This window comes from Desulfofundulus sp. JL263-se (genome assembly GCF_056316025.1).
In genome coordinates this window covers 692,303-709,269 of record NZ_CM149993.1, presented here as the reverse complement: position 1 = coordinate 709,269, position 16,967 = coordinate 692,303, and the positions used below count along the sequence as shown (strand labels likewise).

Genomic DNA, 16,967 nt, shown 5'->3' with positions numbered 1-16,967 from the left:
GCGGCGGGCTTAAAGTTTATTCAGCCATACGGCAGGAAAATGGCGAAAAATAAAGAAAATTTCACCCAAATAGATATGCGGAGTGATGTCAATGGCTAGGGAAATTGCCATTAGCCCCGGAAAATGTACCGGCTGTTCCACCTGTGCACTTACATGTTCTTTTTTTAATTACGGTGAATTCGACCTTACCAAGTCCCATGTCCTCATCATCAAAAACGATTTTGAAGGAACCTTCCGGCTTTCCTTTCTTTCCACCTGCCGCAATTGCAAACAATGTGCAAAAGTATGCCCGTCCGGGGCGCTGCGCATCGTGGAAATCGAACATTGCCCGGAGAAAGGTGGGAAACAATGACAATTTACGGTTACGCGGGGAGCATCCTCGACGTTGATCTAAGCAGTCATAAAATCACCAAACACCCCCTGGACAGGGACATGCAGGCCCGGTATATAAGCGGTGTAGGGTTTAATGCCCGTATACTTTATAATGAAATTCCTCCGGATACCGAACCTTTAAGCCCGGAAAATATTCTTATTTTCAGCAGTGGAGTTTTCTCCGGCACCAACATTCCCACGGCATGCCGCACGGAGGCATCCGCCCTTTCCCCGGCAACAGGCCTGTTCGGGACCTCCAGTTCCGGCAACTACTGGGGCGCCGAATTAAAGTTCGCCGGCTTTGACAGCATAATCATCAGAGGAAAATCCCGGGAGCCGGTTTATATATGGATTAACAATGAAAACGTAGAAATTTTTCCCGCAAAAGACTTCTGGGGTCTTGATGCCTGGGATACCATCCGTGCCATCCGCAGCAAACACCGGGATAAAGAAATACAGGTGGCCTGTATAGGCCAGGCCGGTGAAAATTTGGTTCGTTTCGCCAGCATAGAAAACGGGCCCTTTGATGCCTGGGCCCGGACGGGCCTTGGGGCCGTTATGGGGTCCAAAAACCTGAAGGCCATTGCAGTGCGGGGAACAGGTGCCGTAAAAGTGGCCTGCAAAAAAGACTTTCTGCCGGCTGTCAATGAAGCCCGCCGGGTAATATACAATTCGCCTTTCTTCGGCCCCTTCAGGAAATACGGCACCATGCTGGCCACCCTGCCCTATCAGGAGTTCGGGGCCCTGCCCGGGCGAAACTACCAAACCGGTACCATAAAAGGCTGGGTGGAAACCCGCAGCCGCAAACAACTTTCCAAGTATACCAGCCGCGGTGTGGCCTGCATATCCTGCCCCATTGCCTGTGCCCACTGGGTTGAAGTAAAGGACGGTCCTTACGCCGGATTACAATTAAAGGATATGGAAGTCACACCTGTAATTGGTTTTGGCGCCGGGTGCGATATCAATAATCTCCCGGCGGTAGCGAAACTCACCGAGGTTTGTCAGCGCTACGGCCTGGACATGGTCACCACGGCGGCATCGGTTGCCTTTGCCATGGAACTTTACCAGAGACAAATTATTAAAAAATCCGACCTGGGTTTTGAGCTAAACTGGGGTGACGAAGAAGCCACCTTCCGGCTCATAGACCACATCGCACACCGCAAGGGCCTGGGTAATATTTTAGCGGAGGGGACCAGGCGCGCCGCCTCCATTATTGGCGGGTGCAAGGAATATTCCATGCACGTAAAAGGCCTGGAATGCTTTTTAATTGACCCGCGGGCACGCTGGTCTACCTGGACCCTGGGATATATCACCAACATCAGGGGCGGCGATCACCTCCGGACCAGGAATCCCGTAGAAAACCTGCGCTATAACGAAAACCCGGAACCGTACCGCACTGAAAAATTTTCCTTTCCGGCAGAAATGCTGGAAAGCCTGGACATGGATGATGCCCTTAAAAAAGAGATATTCCACCCCGAAACCAGGGATGTCAACATAGCAAAAATGAGCAAGTGGTCGGAAGATTTAATTTCCCTTTATAATGCCGCGGGCCTTTGCATACGCCCGCCGGTACTGCATACTGTGGGACCCGCCTTGATTTCCCGGCTCTACTCATCCCTTACCGGTATCGACATTGACCCGGGAGATATGATCAAGGCGGGAGAACGTATCTGGAACCTGCAAAAACTCTTTAACATCCGCCACGGGGAGAAGCCAGAAGACTCTGATTTTCCCAAGCGCTTCTACAGGGAACCCTCTTCTTCCGGCAAAGTACTGGACAGGGAAAAAGTGAGGGAAGCCCTTAAGGAATATTACGAGGCCAGGGGCTGGGACACCGAAACGGGGCACCCATTGGAAAATAAGTTGAGGGAACTGGGAATAAAGTGAAATTAATTAAAATTATTGAGTATTTCCAGCAGGTGCCAGGCCCACATGCACGGGAAAGCGGCCGCATACATCACCATTGATAAATACTTCAAACCAATAAATTCCTTCTTTACACAAAGGCAAGCCGGCCTTAATTATGACATTATAGTAAGGCCGCTCCCGGGACAAGGAGAAACTGTAAGGAGGCATGTTTTGCAATTCCTGCCCCTCGGGATCAACAAAACGCATCCCGAAACTGTGCTGCCCCTCATCCCCGTACCAGCCAACCACCAGGTTACAATTATGTATGCAAGGAAAACTCTGTGCGTGAATACGATAAAATATCCCTATCAGGGAATACTTTCCCTTCATACTTTGCACATCGTCACACATAATAAAACAGCATAGCTGCGGCTGCATAATATCACCCACTTCGATTTTATTGTCCGGGACTATTATACGTCAATGCCTCCTTATCTCTACTTTCTTTATAAAAACAAAGCGGGCCCCTCCACAGGGCCCGCTCAAGGCAGAGTTTATAAAAAGACTTTTTTAGTTCGATTACGCCATTTGCAATAATTGCTGCCGGGCAACCTTCCCCGACGGGGTGCGGGGAATTTTCTTGAAAATAACCTCTACAGGAAAAGCACCGAACTGGGCGAGGCAATATTTTTTAATAGAATTTATTGTAACGGAATCATTGCTGGCCGGTTCGACAAAAGCCTTTAAAACATAACCGCCCCTCGGTTGCCTGTCGCCAACCACTACGGCATCCTCCACTTCAGGATGTTTAACAATTTCCTTTTCCATTTTTCTAACATAAAGAACAATTTCATTGGCAGTCATTTGTAACACCTCGCGCAAAATTTTTTAACAATTGCAAAAAGGTATATAATCATTAGAATTTTCTAAATTTTCTTAGCATTTATTTTATTACATGTTTAACTAAAATGCAAACATTTAATATTAAACGGTCATATTTATACTCCGAACGGAACTAATTCTTCATTAAGTCGTTTTCCACAATCAACACCCGGCAGGAAAAATTTTCCTGCCGGGAAAATTACTACCACCGTTCCTCCCTCTAGATGGCGTTTTTCTCCTTCAAAGCGCTGTTTATATAACCTATAAACTTTTCGGCTTTTTCCGTGGGAGGTTTGGTAAAATAGCTGACGGTTATAAAAAGTACCGTGGAAATAATGCCGCTCCAAACACCGGGCCACCACCCCAGCGGCTTAACACCACTTAACTGGAGCCACAGGGCTACCAGCCCGCCCCCCAGTATACTGGCAATGGCAGCTGCTGCCGTACCTCTTTTCCAGAAAAACGCCCCAATTAACGCCGGCACGGTTACAAGCAGGCCGGCCGATGAGGCCACCGAAAGAACAGCAATCAGCCCCAAGCGCATGGTAGCAAAAAGAAATGCTATCACCGCAAATAACAGCACAAATACTCTGCCAATATAAAGCTGCTTGCTTTCATCCAAATCCGGGTTCAGGCGTTTGAAAACATCTCTGGAAATCATGGAGGATAGTGTCAAAATAATAGAATTAATGGTGGAAATGGCGGCAGCCGTAATCCCCACCATAACTATCAAAGCAATGCCGGCAGGAACGATATCCATGGCCAGCAAACCGGGAGTGGCTAAATCAGCCTTAGGCAGGCTGGGAATTAATACCCGCGCCGAAAATCCCCACAGAATTGAAATAAGGGTATAAATAAAACCAAAAACCAAAAAGACCATAATCATGGTTCTCATATGGGTAAGCGAGCGCGGTATAAACAAGCGCTGGCTGACCTGCGGATTGGAAAGGCTGAAGAAAAACCAGGGCAAACTGAGGCCGATGAATGCTTTCAAGTTGAAAAATCCCGGCCCGGGGACGGCCAGCCACTGGGAATATTGAGATTCAAGGATCGCAAAAAGCCCGCCGAACCCGCCAAAGCCGCGGTAAACTACAAAGATTACTGAAAGAGTGGATACCACAATCATTATAAGGGCCTGGAGCGAATCCGTCCATGCCACGGCCCGCATTCCCCCCATGAAAGCCCAGACAACTGCAATAATAGTAGCAATTGCCAGGCCGGCCATGAATGGAATCGCCCCTCCCGATATGCCTTCCACCAAAGTACCTATACCGATTAATTGCACGGAACTGTAAGGAATTAAAAATATAATCGAGGCCACTGCGGCAATTACTTGCAGCGCCTTGCTTTGATAACGATCCCCTAAAAGTTCGGCCGGGGTTACATAATTATACTTTTTACCTGCCAGCCAGAACCTCGGACCAAAAAAAGCAACCAGTACCAGGCCGGACAGGTAAATTAATTCAAAGCCCCAGGCCCCGACCCCGCCGATGTAAGTAAATCCGGCCAGGCCCACCAGCATAAAGGCGCTATAAGTTGTAGCGCTATACGTGAGAGCAGCAACTACCCCGTTTACTGCCCTGTTGGCCAGAAAGAAATGGGACACGCCTTTCCCCATGCCCCGGCGGGCATAAACCGCCACGATAGTTCCGATGATAAAATATAAAATTATTACTAAATAAATGTAAATTGGATTCATGCCCTCTTAATCCCTCCACCTGCTGGTAATAATCCCCACACTGATAATCGCCGCTATGGCAAAAAGCCCCCAGTAAAGAAAGGAACCATATACTCTGGTAACGCCGGACAAAAGATAATAAGGAACGATAACCGCCGATAAAACCAGAATCAGAAACCAAATAACCCAACCTTTAAGTTGATTTTCCACCTGTGCCCACCTCCGTAATTCCTGCAAATTCCGCCGGCATGAATATACAGGTGACAATACAGGGTCATTTCGATAAAATTTTATCAATTCCTTTATTTTATAAAATTATTTTTTTATCATTTCCTTAACAAGATATCTTCAAGAACTTTTATGTCAAATTTTCATACTTTTAACGGGGATTCCTTGTTAAAAAAAAGGTAAACTATTAGTAAAACAAAGATTTTGAGGTCCTTTTAATTTCACTTTTCCATAATGAAAGGAGTGATTCCTTTGCCGGTAAGAGTCGGTATTAACGGTTTTGGGCGCATAGGCCGCAATGTCTTTCGCGCCGCCATGGACAATCCTGAAGTAGACATAGTGGCGGTAAACGATCTTACAGATGCCAAAACCCTGGCCCATCTTTTGAAGTACGACTCGGTACACGGGATACTTAACGCCGACATAAGAGCAGAAGAGGGCAAATTTTCCGTTAACGGAAAAGAAATAAAAGTCCTGGCCGAAAAGGACCCTGCCGCACTCCCGTGGGAAGACATGGGGGTAGACATAGTTGTAGAATCGACAGGACGCTTTACCCGGGGAGAAGATGCCGCAAAGCACCTGCAGGCCGGAGCTAAAAAAGTGGTCATCAGCGCCCCAGGTAAGGAAGTGGACGCCACCATTGTCATGGGGGTTAACCATGAAGTTTACGACCCCGAAAAACATAATGTGATATCCAATGCGTCATGTACCACCAACTGCCTGGCACCCATAGTCAAAGTAATTAATGATTCCCTGGGAATCGAAAAAGGTGTTATGACCACCGTTCACTCTTACACAAACGACCAGCAAATATTGGACCTCCCCCATAAAGACCTGCGGCGGGCCCGGGCGGCAGCCATTTCCATGATACCTACCACAACGGGCGCCGCCAAGGCGGTGGGCCTGGTCATCCCTGAATTACAGGGTAAATTAAATGGATTTGCCATACGTGTTCCCACACCCACTGTATCGGTAGTGGATTTCGTGGCTTTAGTACGTACACAAACATCGGCTGAAAACGTTAATGAAATACTGAAAAAAGCTTCCGAAGGAGAGCTTAAGGGTATCCTTGCCTACAGTGACGCCCCGCTGGTATCAAGGGATTTCTACGGCGACTCCCACTCTTCCATTGTAGATGCCATGTCCACCATGGTAATAGACGGCAACCTGGTTAAAATACTGGCCTGGTACGATAATGAATGGGGTTATTCATGCCGGGTACTTGACCTGGTAATGTATATAGCCAAGCGGGAAACGGGCACGGTTACAAAAATAACCTGGACCGGAATAGAAAGGGATAACATTTACCGCAGTGTTACAGCGGCATACGTTCCCCGTTAAAAAAAACACCGGGGGATCACCCCCGGTGTTAAAACTATAAAAATCCAGACAACCCGGTAGTGCAAAATATCCGGCAAGGGGGAATATTTAAATTGCGCAAGCTTTTACCATGGCTTTTGGCATTATCCCTGGCAGTGAACTTCTACCTGATAGGAATAAAATTCTTTAACATTTCCCCGGCAGCGGGAGACGTAGATGAAATAGAACAATTACAGACCCGCATTGAAGAGTATAAACAAAAAACCGAAAAGCTGGAACAGGAAAAGCAAATGTTAAGGGAAAGGCTTGAAAGCCTGCAATCGGCAGCCGAACCGATAAGTACGGCTGATAATAAGGTATATAGCTGGTATTTCAAAAAAAGTGATGGACATGCCCCCCCTACTACGGAACCCCAATACCTGCAAATGCTCAAAAACAGGGGTTATTTTCTCGGTGACACCACCAAAAAGGAAATTTACCTGACCTTTGATGAAGGTTATGAAAATGGCTATACGCCTCAAATTTTGGATACCTTAAAGACCAATAACGTAAAAGCAGCCTTTTTTGTTACCGGGAGCTACGTAGAAAAAAAACCGGATCTGGTAAAAAGGATGGTTGCCGAAGGACATATTGTAGGCAACCACAGCGATACCCACCCCAGCATGCCAGTCATTAGCAATGAGGAAATTAGAAAAGAATTAAAAACAGTGGAAAAACAGGTACAACAACTTACTGGCTATAAGATGCGCTTTTTCCGCCCGCCCCGCGGGGAATTTAACCAGCGGGTATTAGATGTGGCCCATGAGGAAGGTTATACCACCATTTTTTGGAGCATGGCCTACCGGGATTGGCTGGTAGACCAGCAGCCCGGCAAAAAAGCCGCTTATGACTACGTGGTAAATAATATTCATAACGGCGCCATAATTTTGTTACACGCAGTTTCCAGGTCCAACGCGGAAGCACTGGACAGCATAATTAAGGAATTGAAAAAACAGGGATATACATTTAAAATCCTTGACCAGCTGAACTGAAGGTCTCAACCCCCCAAGGAACCCCCTTCCGGGGTTCCTTAAAAATTATTATTTTCGGGCAGGATTATTCTTTTCTGATATAAAAGAATATACGGGGGATTTGTATGAAAAGAATTTCACAAATAATGGTTTTAATAATTATTTTTATCACAGCCGCAGCCAGCGCAGCCACTGTTAATTCCCGGGAAACTGCAGCGGAATATGAATATAGAGAATTGAGAAACCAACTGCTCCAAATACTTAAAAAAGAAAAGGGAACTTACGGAATATTTGTGATTGACCTCAAATCGGGAAAAAGTTTAGGCATAAATCACCTGGAGACATTTCATGCGGCAAGTACTTTTAAATTACCCCTTAACCTTTATCTTTATGAAAAAATTGCAGAAGGCAAAGTGGACCCAAATATAAAGCTGGTCTACAGGAAGGAACATTATGAAGACGGGACCGGCCTGCTGAAATATAAGCCGGCGGGTAGTGTTTTTAGCATTGAAACATTATCAAAATATTCCATTGTATATAGCGATAATATAGCCACTAACATGCTGTTATCCTATTTGGGCAGATCAAATGTCAAAGACTATATGCGTTCCATAGGAGGCACCATAGTAAATGATAACAAGAACATCACCTGCCCGCGGGACATGGCCCTTTATATGCTTAAACTTTTAGACTTTACCTCCGAACACCCTAAATTGGGAAATAAAATTATTGGTTATTTGGAAAATACTATTTATAATGAAAGAATACCCAAATTGTTACCCCCAAATATAAAAATTGCCCATAAAATAGGTAACTGGCCACCTACTGGAACCTACAATGATGTAGGGTATGTAGAGCATCCGGAAAACCCTTATATTATTGCCATTTTTAGCAAAAATACTCCCGGCATTAATACGGCTTTTAAGGTAATTCAGAAGATATCAAAGGTGGTTTACAATTATCAAAGCAAACTAGTAAAAATTAGTTTATTGATTAACGGCAGCCCCCTGAAGGCCGATGTACCCCCAATCCTTGAAAACAATTTCATTCTTGTACCCTTAAGGGCTGTATCGACAGCACTAGGCGCCGGGGTCCAGTGGGATGGATTAAATAAGACAATTACCATAACAAAACCCGGCAGAAAAATTTTTCTTAAAATTGATGATTACAGCGCCGGCCTTAACAATATAACAATATCCCTCGCCGCACCTCCTAAAATAATAAACGGCAGGACAATGGTTCCGCTAAGGTTTATAAGTGAAGCCCTGGGCGCTGTTGTCAATTGGAACAATGCCACCAAAACCGTTACCGTAGATGTAAAAGAATGCTGCCGGCATTCCGGAAAAGAATCCTGGAAGGTGTTATTATGGAGAAAAACGCCAGGTACAGAACCTACTCCGAACATCTTGTAAAGAAATTCGGGTTTAAGGTCTATAAGCTCCCGGTTAATTTGCCCGGAACATGCCCCAACCGCGACGGCACCCTCGGCAGGGGCGGCTGTATATTTTGTGACGAAGAGGGCTCCGGCTTCGATGCCCTGCCCAACACCATGGCGATAAAAGAACAATTGGACACCAATAAGGCCTATTTTAAAAAAAGATTTAAAGCTAAAAAATTTATTGCTTATTTCCAGGCGTTTACCAATACCTACCTGCCCCTGGACCAGTTCAAGGAAAACATGAGGGCAGCCGGGGAAGATGAGGACATTGTGGGCATTTCCATTTCCACGCGGCCGGACTGCATTTCCGGCCCGTACCTTGATTTCCTGTATGAACTAAAGGAAAAATGCCACTTGGACATTAACCTTGAACTGGGGCTGCAAACCGTTAATTATCACACTCTGCTCCGGGTAAACCGGGGCCATACCCTGGCCGAATTTGTGGATGCAGTGCTCCGCATAAAAAAGCGCGGGTTTGAAATTTGCACCCACTTAATCCTTAATTTGCCCTGGGACAATATGACCGATGTTATAGAAAATGCCAAACTTATATCGGCACTGCAAATAGATTACGTTAAGCTGCACTCCCTTTATGTCGTAAAGGACACGGTACTGGGAGATATGTATGAAAAGGGCGAGTTCGAAGTCATCTCCCTTGAAGAATATGCCGAAAGAGTAGTAACATTTCTGGAATACCTTGATCCCGGGATTGTCATTCAGCGGCTGGTGGGCAAGGGACCGGCAGATAAAGTATTGTTTTCCAATTGGGGCGTCAGCTGGTGGAAAGTAAAACAGAAAATCGAAGAATTGATGGAAATACGGAATACCTACCAGGGAAGACTTTTTAATTACCTGAACGGGGCAGCCTTACCCCGGGATTTTAAGTCCAGTTTAAAACCTGTAAATCCCGTCTGAAAAATTTTTAATTATTCTTTTCAGCGAAAAGGACTCCTTCAACCCTTAAAAGGTACAGTGCTGCCAGGTAAATCACCCCGCCCAGACCTGCTGCCAGTGCCAGCCCCCATATTTGTTTATATAAAGACACCTCAGCATAAATGCCCAGCCAGCGGGCAAAGCCTACACTTACTATCCCGAATAAAGCCGCTGCCGCTGCTGTTTTACTCACCGATTTAAATAAGCCTTTCCAATCAAACCCCCCCAGCTTACGGTCCAATAAAACCAAAAATATTAACATAGCAACAAAAGCTGAGACGGTATTCCCCAGGGCCAGCCCAATATGCCCCATGGGCTTTATAAATATTAAATCTAAAACGAGGTTGAGGCCAAGGGCCATTGCCCCAACTTTTAGGGGAATCATGCCATCCTGCAGGCTCCAAAAAGTATAGGTCAATATAGAGTTAACCGAGAGGGCAATTACGGATAAGGCATAAAATTCCAGTGCACCGGATGTGGCAGCGGTGGCTGAAGCATCAAAGGCACCCCGCTCAAACAACAGCCTGACCAGCGGGCGGTCCAGGGCCGTCAAAAAGACGGCGGAAGGAAACCCTAGAAGAACCGCCAATCGCAGTCCTTTAGCCGTGGTTTTTCGCAGGGAATGCATATCCCGGCGGCCGGCGGCGGAAGCCAAAGTGGGGAAAAGCACGGTGGAAATGGCAGCCACAAACAGGCCATAGGGAAGCTCCCGTATCCGGTCAGCAAAATTCAGGGCGGCAATGCTGCCACCGCTTAACTGAGAGCCCAGCCAGCGATCCAGAAATATATAACCCTTTGTTCCCAGCGTTGTTAAAATTACCGGTACTGCCAGAACCACTACCCGCCGAACATCAGGGTCCCGGAAATCCAATTCAGGCTTCCAGGAAAAGCCGTATTTCCCCAGGACAAGTCTTTGGGTAAGGTAAAAAACCAGCATCCCGGCCAACATACTCCATGCCAGGCCCACTACTCCCTTGGGGGCCAAAAAAACCAATAAAATCATAAAAGTAATGTTTTGTAATGCCGGGGCTGCAGCAGGGACGGTAAACTGCCGGCAGGCATTCAAAGCAGCCTTTACAAGGTAGCCGAGGGTTAAGAAAACAAGGCCGGGCAGCATTATTCTCGTACAAAGAACGGCCAGCTCCTTTATCTCCGGAGAAAACCCCGGCGCCAATAAATTCACAAGGCCGGGGGCGAAAATAATACCACCGAAGGAAATTAAAATTATAGCCCCGCCAAATATTACAAAAACAGTAGAGGCAAGCCGGTTGGCGTCATATTTGCCCAGCCGCCCTGTAAAAACCGGTAAAAATGAATTCCCCCCTGCAGTTCCGATTATGTATGATAAAATAAAGGGGATGGTAGACGCTACCACAAAAGCATCCGACTGGGGCGTGGCCCCCAAATAAGCGGCCACTATCTGTTCCCTTATAAAACCAAGTATTCTGCTGGCAATAAAAATTACAAGTAATATGGATGACGTTTGCCACATGGCCTTGGACATTTTGATTATCACCCGGCAAATAATATACCGCTGCAGCCCGGTTTGTCAATATTGGAAAACCAAAAGCCACGGAGGAGAGAATGTGTTCCCCCAGACCCATGTTCATTTCGCCCAAAGGGTATTGGGGCGGATATCTGATGCCATCGCCCTGGGCAGCATTTTTCCGGACATGATAATAAATCCGCAGCTGGGACATAAAGAGGCTCATAGTTTGGGTAATGTACTGATGGGCCTCTTTAAAAATAAAAATGAACTCCATGATTTTGTCCGGGGCGTAATAACCCATGGCATTGAGCCCGGTGGACTTGATTTTTACGGAGATGAAAAATACCCGGGGTGCGAGCGGGGCTACTGCTTTGAAAAGGCCCGCCCTTTAATAGAAAAAACCGCCCGGGCATGCAATATACCAAAACACATGGGCTGGTGGAAGGCACATAACATAGTGGAAATGGGCATAGAACTTCATATCAGCAACTCCGGCCCGTACGGGGAGATTATCCGGAAAGCCTGCAGTAACAGCAAACTTATCCGGCAGCTGGAAAAGGAATTGCCTCACAACCTGTATCCGGACAGTTCCTTTCTCCGGAGAAGAATAACCAGCTTTCCTTATTATATAGAAGTCCACCGCGTTACACCTGAAAGACTGGCCCGAAAGTACCGAATACAGATGTATACCAGGCACGGCGTGCAAATAGATACGGTGGAAGTGGCGAAACTCATTTCCTATGCTGCTGAAAGGATAAGTGATGATATAGAAGATTTCTTTGACCTGGTACACCGAAGGATTAAAGCTCACTTGAGGTTACCCTGAAATAGTAGCCGCCGCAGAATCCTTGTATCCCTAAACACACAGTGTTATAATGCACACATGGATGTTTATACAGGCAGGTGAGTCGGTGTCTACTTTAAATAATTCCCCTTTGGGGCTCCGGGGCCATACTTGTACCACTACGGCTGACGGCCACCCGGTCAGCCTGACCTCCTTGGTAACTTGTCAAGAAGATATTAATGATGCGATATCTTCTACAGCCCACGGTATCGGGCTTTTGGATACAAACTTTTTATTTGCGGGCAGGGCGGAATTACCCGGAGAAGAAGAGCAATTTGAAATCTATAAAAAAGCAGCCTCCAGTGCAGGTAACAGGCCTGTAAATATCCGTACTTGCAGCCTGTGCGCCCGCCAGATGCCGGGGATAGCCCCTCCTCCATGGGAAAAGAACCCCGATCTTGGACTAAAAGGCCTTCGTCTCGGACTGAAAAGACCCGAAATTTTAAAAACTCAATTAAGGGCCATATTGAGGGCAAGTGTCCACGGGCATATCCACATTCTATTACCCATGGTAAGTACACCGCGGGAAGTTAAACAATTTAAAAAAATCCTTTCAGAGGTTCAGTCCGACCTGGAAAGGGACGGCATTGATTATCGCCCGGTAGCGGAAATTGGCATAATGGCAGATTTACCTTCCGTTGTTGTTAACGCCGCATTGTTTGCCTTTGATGTATCTTTTTTCCAGGTGGGAAATGACTTAAAAAACTATACCATGGGCACAGATTTTTCTGAAAACGGCTTAACCTATTTGCAGCATGATTTTGAGCCGGTTTTTCTTTTTCAAATTCAAAACCTGGCCCAAACGGCCACCCAAAAGAATAAAACAGTCAGTATCTCCTCCCCCCTGGCATCCCTACCTGAAGCAATACCCATTTTACTGGCCATAGGGGTTCAGGACTTCGTTATGAGACCCGGTGACATGGGGCCGGTAAAAAAACTGATTAATAATATCACCATACCCAAAGCCAGGGTAATTGCGGCAAAGGCCATGTCCTACCACTCCGGAAAAGATGTGCAGCAATATGCCCGGGACTCCTTACAAAAATATTTAAATAATTAAAAAATAAGGGGCGGTTTCTTGCCGGAGGCCGCCCCTTATTTTTGTATCAGGGCATCGGTTACCTCGTTTATTGCATTCCACTTGCGCTTAACAATATCTACTATCCGCCGGCGGTGGTCCTTATATTTTACAAAATCAAGGTCGTTGGCATCAACCACCAAAAGGTCCCCCAACTTATAGTTCCGGTAATGCTCCTCGTAAAAGCGGTGTAATTTACGCCAGTAACTATCCTCAACCTCCAATTCGTCGGGACGGCCCCGTTTTCTGATGCGCCTTATGGCCTCCCTCGCATCCACGCTCAAATAAATAATTAGCCGGGGTGGGGCCAAATGCTCGAGCATATTATAGAGGAGACTGTGGTAAACATTATACTCTTCGAGGGTCATATAACCGATTTCCTTATACATACGGGCGAAAATATTATCGGAGTAAATGGAGCGGTCCATGATTGCGCTATTGATTTTTATGGCTTCCTTATACTGGCGGAATCTGTGATTAAGAAAGTTTACCTGCATGGGAAAGCACCAGCGTTCCCGTTCATGAAAGAACTTGTGCAACAGCTGATTTTCATCTTCGAAAATTTCTGTAAAGGGAACCAGAACCAGTTCCTCGGCCAATATGTTTACCAGCGTGGTCTTACCTACCCCTGTCATGCCGTCCACAACAATTTGTACCCGGTTTTGATCCGTTTCTTTCTCCAAAACAAATCACTCCCCGAATATAATCACTAACAACTTTAACTTTACTTATGGGCTGTCTCTAAAATTCCTTTATCTATTAATTAAATGCCACCTTCTATTAAAGTAGAAAAAATCCTCTTATTTACTAAACAAAATTTTCACAATAAGGGTAAATAGTAATAATTACCTAATCAATAAAATAATTATACTAATAAAAGTTTAAGGAAACGGGGGGATATCATGCACCCTCTGGAAAAGTTCCTTTCGCTGACCAACCAACTAAAACTACTGGAAGATTTTCCAATACCCGTTGTGGTAGTTATGGGTTCTTTTAACACAGGTAAGTCCACGTTAATTAACAACCTGTTAAACGACAAGATTTGCCCAGAAGATCCCTTGCCTGCCACATCCTCTCTTTTTTACATTAAGTACGGAGAAAAGTTCGCTGCCCGGGCAGAAGGTAACGGGAAATCCCTCTGCTTCCCCGACAAAGAGCAATTTAAGTTCTTTATAAAAAATAAAGCAGCATCCAATTTTGAAAAGGTGGAAATAACATTAAACCACCCGCTGCTTACAAAATGTACCGTGGTAGATACCCCCGGTATTGACTCCTCATCTAAAAGTTCAGAGCTGGTGAAAAAAGCGGCCCACCGGGCAAATAAAATACTGTACCTTTTTCACCAGCGGGGGATAGACGAATCAAATAAAAAATTTTTGAGTGATTTGGCCAGGGAAAAGAAAATAGGACACCGCGATATTTCTTTTTGGATTAATTGTAATCTCGGGAAAAGCGACGGTACCTCGCTGCAGGCTACAGAACAAGCTTTGAAAAGCATTTTCGGGTGGTCACCGGAAATATATCTTTTCAACGGCCATAACTCCGAAAATATTGAGGCGCTCCGCCGGTTTCTGGAAATAAATCTTGCCAGGGATACCGTTCGTAAGTTAAGTGCCAGCCACAGGCAAATTGATAAAAAGATTCCTTCCAGAATACATAAAAGTTTAATGATTCAAGATGATTTACTTTTTTTGGATGCCTTTTGGAGTATTAAAAAAGATGCTGAAAAAATACTAATGGCCCGTAATATTTTAAATAAATTGCCCCTGGTAGAAAGGGAAATTAAACAAGTGCTCACCAACAGCCAATCCCTTCACCTTCTGCCGGGGATCATGCCGCTTGAATCCGGGTCAAGCCATGATAAATCTTTGGACATTCCTGAAATTAAAAAGCTAATGACTGAATTAGCCGGAAAAATGATGCATGACATCCGAATTAAGCGTATAATTCCCCCGAAAATCATAGGCAAGTGGGCGGGAATATTGAAGCGGGAAGAATTCAAAGTGGTTGCCGTAGGGGGATTTTCTTCAGGGAAGAGCACCTTTTTTAATGCCATAATGGGCCAAAACATTTTACCAGCTGAAAACCGGCCCACCACCACCTGTATAACCTATATCAGACACGGTCCCAAGCGGCAGGCAACCATTGCCTTTAAAAACCACTTAAACTTAAAACTTTGCAAGTATGAAGATTCCAATGTAGAAGTAAACCGGGAAGAACTGCTGGCCGTGGAAGAATGGCTGGAGCAGGATTCGGGCCCGGGCCGTATTATCGAAATTCTAATGAATACCGGTCAGGGTCTAAAAAAAGTTAACAAAGAACAACTGCTGAAAGAAATTAAACGCACCAAAAAACTTTTTTCCCCGGGAATACGCAGCGGAAACCTTGATAAGCGCGGGGCAGGGTCCCTGTTCAGGCCTCTTCCGGCCTGGAAAGCAAAAATCATGAATCCGGTTTGGGAAGTAACCTTAATATTTGCCCCCGCAACTCCCGTGGAATTAGACATGGAAACTTCCGCCGGAAGAAAAGAATACCAAAAATTAACCACTTCCCCAAAAGCCTTCCGCATAAAGGAGATAAATATAACCCACCCTGCCGAGTTCTTCAAATTGGCCACCTTCGTGGATACACCGGGACTGGATTCCACAAATCAGCACCATAGTGCCCTGACTACGGACTTTTTACGCCACAGCGATGCTTACCTGTTTTTCCTGAACGGCAAGCACATTTTAAATAAAAATGATTCCCGCTCCCTGCTGGAAATATTTAAATTACGCTTAAAGGATTACCTCCATGATACAAATACCGGTAATGCAGCACAGGAACTCGGCAAGTTCTTTTTTATAATCAATTTTGCCGATGCCCTTACCCAAAGTGAAAGGGAAAAGGTGCAAAACTTTTTACAAAAAAATATCACCCTTGCTTTAAGGGAAATCGGCCTTAGCACCCCCAAATTGCAAACGGTACTTATCTCATCGCTACAGGCGCTCCAGGGCAAAGAAAATAAAAACTTTAATGACTTGCTTGATAAAGTGCGGCTAACCGTTTGGAATTACCGGGGCAGAGATTTTCTCAGACAGCACTTGAATAAATTACAATCCATGGTAGAGGCTGCCAAAGCCGGGCCCCACAGGGAAACCCGCCGTTTTCAGCTTCCCGGCAAATTTTCAGCGGAAAGTATTCTCCTGCCGGGCCTGTCTGAAATAAAAAAAGAAATACATTCCCGCTTTGCCGTAATTCACCGGCAGGTTAGCCAATTGAAGAATGTCAAACAATTTAAGACATTTATCTGGGGGCCCGCCCCGCAAGGGCAAGAGAAAGTAGTTACACATATTAAAGATTTTAACTATTTTCGGTGGGCCAATGCCTTTAATCGTAAAATCCAGCAGGCATTAACCGGCTTACAAAAAGAGATGCTTGAGGCCGTAGAATCCTGGCTTTACCGTTCTAAAATCTCCCCAAGCCCCAATTGCCTGCTTCCTCCCCCGCCCGGCCTGACTGCCTCCACGGTAATGGAAAAAATGGATGAGATAATTTCAGGGAGCAGGACTTTTTACGGCGGCCTCAAAGCCAGAGAAGCACGGCAAAGACTTTCCCTGCTGCTGGAGGAACAAGAGCAGGAATTGATGGAGGAACTCCAGCAATGGAAGGTGGCTATAGAAAGGTATGTGAAGGATTTAATTACCCCCAGCGTAATGTCGGCTGTAAAAAAATATCTTGAGTTCTCCCCGGAGCCGGCCGGCCCCGGAAAAAAGGCCTCCAGGGAGGAAATCATGAGGCTGGATAACTATCTCCGTGAGGTAAAACGCATCGAACAAATATTAAATACCCCCAGGGGGGTGTAACA

15 protein-coding genes are annotated in these 16,967 nt (G+C 45.7%); 9 read left to right on the top strand and 6 right to left on the bottom strand.

Translation table 11 applies throughout. The features are described from left to right. Positions 1 to 91: 91 nt before the first annotated feature. Entirely contained in the window at positions 92 to 352 is a 261-nt protein-coding gene (locus tag ACX4JR_RS03610; protein WP_476059689.1) for a 4Fe-4S binding protein, read from the top strand. After that, positions 349 to 2,259, top strand: coding sequence for an aldehyde ferredoxin oxidoreductase family protein (locus ACX4JR_RS03605; protein ID WP_476059688.1), 1,911 nt, complete (start codon positions 349 to 351; stop codon positions 2,257 to 2,259). The genes ACX4JR_RS03610 and ACX4JR_RS03605 overlap by 4 nt, the downstream gene beginning before the upstream one ends. Positions 2,260 to 2,271: 12 nt before the next feature. Here ACX4JR_RS03605 and ACX4JR_RS03600 read toward each other — a convergent pair whose 3' ends face one another. The 4 genes from ACX4JR_RS03600 to ACX4JR_RS03585 all read right to left on the bottom strand — a co-directional run bounded on the left by ACX4JR_RS03600 (position 2,272) and on the right by ACX4JR_RS03585 (position 4,990). Next, on the bottom strand, positions 2,272 to 2,631 hold the full coding sequence (locus ACX4JR_RS03600) for a DUF6941 family protein (protein WP_476060462.1): 360 nt from the start codon (positions 2,629 to 2,631) through the stop codon (positions 2,272 to 2,274). A 168-nt stretch (positions 2,632 to 2,799) separates the two neighbouring features. Beyond that, positions 2,800 to 3,084, bottom strand: coding sequence for an AMP-binding enzyme (locus ACX4JR_RS03595; RefSeq protein ID WP_476059687.1), 285 nt, complete (start codon positions 3,082 to 3,084; stop codon positions 2,800 to 2,802). 238 nt (positions 3,085 to 3,322) lie between these two features. Beyond that, entirely contained in the window at positions 3,323 to 4,801 is a 1,479-nt protein-coding gene (locus ACX4JR_RS03590; protein ID WP_476059686.1) for a sodium:solute symporter family protein, read from the bottom strand. 6 nt (positions 4,802 to 4,807) lie between these two features. Continuing rightward, on the bottom strand, positions 4,808 to 4,990 hold the full coding sequence (locus tag ACX4JR_RS03585; RefSeq protein ID WP_476059685.1) for a hypothetical protein: 183 nt from the start codon (positions 4,988 to 4,990) through the stop codon (positions 4,808 to 4,810). Between the two features lie 270 nt (positions 4,991 to 5,260). Here ACX4JR_RS03585 and gap point away from each other — a divergent pair, with 270 nt between their 5' ends. The 4 genes from gap to mnmL all read left to right on the top strand — a co-directional run bounded on the left by gap (position 5,261) and on the right by mnmL (position 9,691). Beyond that, positions 5,261 to 6,349 (top strand): type I glyceraldehyde-3-phosphate dehydrogenase, encoded by a 1,089-nt coding sequence (gene gap, locus ACX4JR_RS03580; protein WP_476059684.1) that lies wholly within the window; start codon positions 5,261 to 5,263, stop codon positions 6,347 to 6,349. A gap of 92 nt (positions 6,350 to 6,441) precedes the next feature. Then, positions 6,442 to 7,359: a delta-lactam-biosynthetic de-N-acetylase gene (gene pdaA, locus ACX4JR_RS03575; RefSeq protein ID WP_476059683.1), complete on the top strand. Its 918-nt coding sequence runs from the start codon at positions 6,442 to 6,444 to the stop codon at positions 7,357 to 7,359. A gap of 104 nt (positions 7,360 to 7,463) precedes the next feature. Then, on the top strand, positions 7,464 to 8,750 hold the full coding sequence (locus tag ACX4JR_RS03570; protein WP_476059682.1) for a serine hydrolase: 1,287 nt from the start codon (positions 7,464 to 7,466) through the stop codon (positions 8,748 to 8,750). Continuing rightward, positions 8,702 to 9,691: a tRNA modification radical SAM protein MnmL/YtqA gene (gene mnmL, locus ACX4JR_RS03565; RefSeq protein WP_476060461.1), complete on the top strand. Its 990-nt coding sequence runs from the start codon at positions 8,702 to 8,704 to the stop codon at positions 9,689 to 9,691. Before ACX4JR_RS03570 ends, mnmL begins: the two co-directional genes overlap by 49 nt. Positions 9,692 to 9,698: 7 nt before the next feature. Here the strand turns inward: mnmL and murJ are convergent, their stop codons facing one another. Further along, positions 9,699 to 11,213: a murein biosynthesis integral membrane protein MurJ gene (gene murJ, locus ACX4JR_RS03560; protein ID WP_476059681.1), complete on the bottom strand. Its 1,515-nt coding sequence runs from the start codon at positions 11,211 to 11,213 to the stop codon at positions 9,699 to 9,701. Between murJ and ACX4JR_RS03555 the strand changes: the two genes are divergently transcribed. Further along, positions 11,182 to 12,024, top strand: coding sequence for a hypothetical protein (locus ACX4JR_RS03555; RefSeq protein ID WP_476059680.1), 843 nt, complete (start codon positions 11,182 to 11,184; stop codon positions 12,022 to 12,024). The genes murJ and ACX4JR_RS03555 overlap by 32 nt on opposite strands. Positions 12,025 to 12,073: 49 nt before the next feature. Then, the gene (locus ACX4JR_RS03550) at positions 12,074 to 13,102 is read left to right on the top strand and encodes a putative PEP-binding protein (protein WP_476059679.1); all 1,029 of its coding nucleotides are present in this window, start codon (positions 12,074 to 12,076) and stop codon (positions 13,100 to 13,102) included. Between the two features lie 35 nt (positions 13,103 to 13,137). On the opposite strand, the gene ACX4JR_RS03545 is transcribed toward ACX4JR_RS03550, so the two are convergent. Beyond that, complete coding sequence (locus tag ACX4JR_RS03545; RefSeq protein WP_476059678.1) at positions 13,138 to 13,803, bottom strand: deoxynucleoside kinase; 666 nt, start codon at positions 13,801 to 13,803, stop codon at positions 13,138 to 13,140. 219 nt (positions 13,804 to 14,022) lie between these two features. Here ACX4JR_RS03545 and ACX4JR_RS03540 point away from each other — a divergent pair, with 219 nt between their 5' ends. Further along, positions 14,023 to 16,965 carry a dynamin family protein gene (locus tag ACX4JR_RS03540; protein ID WP_476059677.1) on the top strand — a complete coding sequence of 981 codons (2,943 nt, stop codon included), beginning with the start codon at positions 14,023 to 14,025 and terminating at the stop codon, positions 16,963 to 16,965. The last annotated feature ends 2 nt before the right edge of the window (positions 16,966 to 16,967 follow it).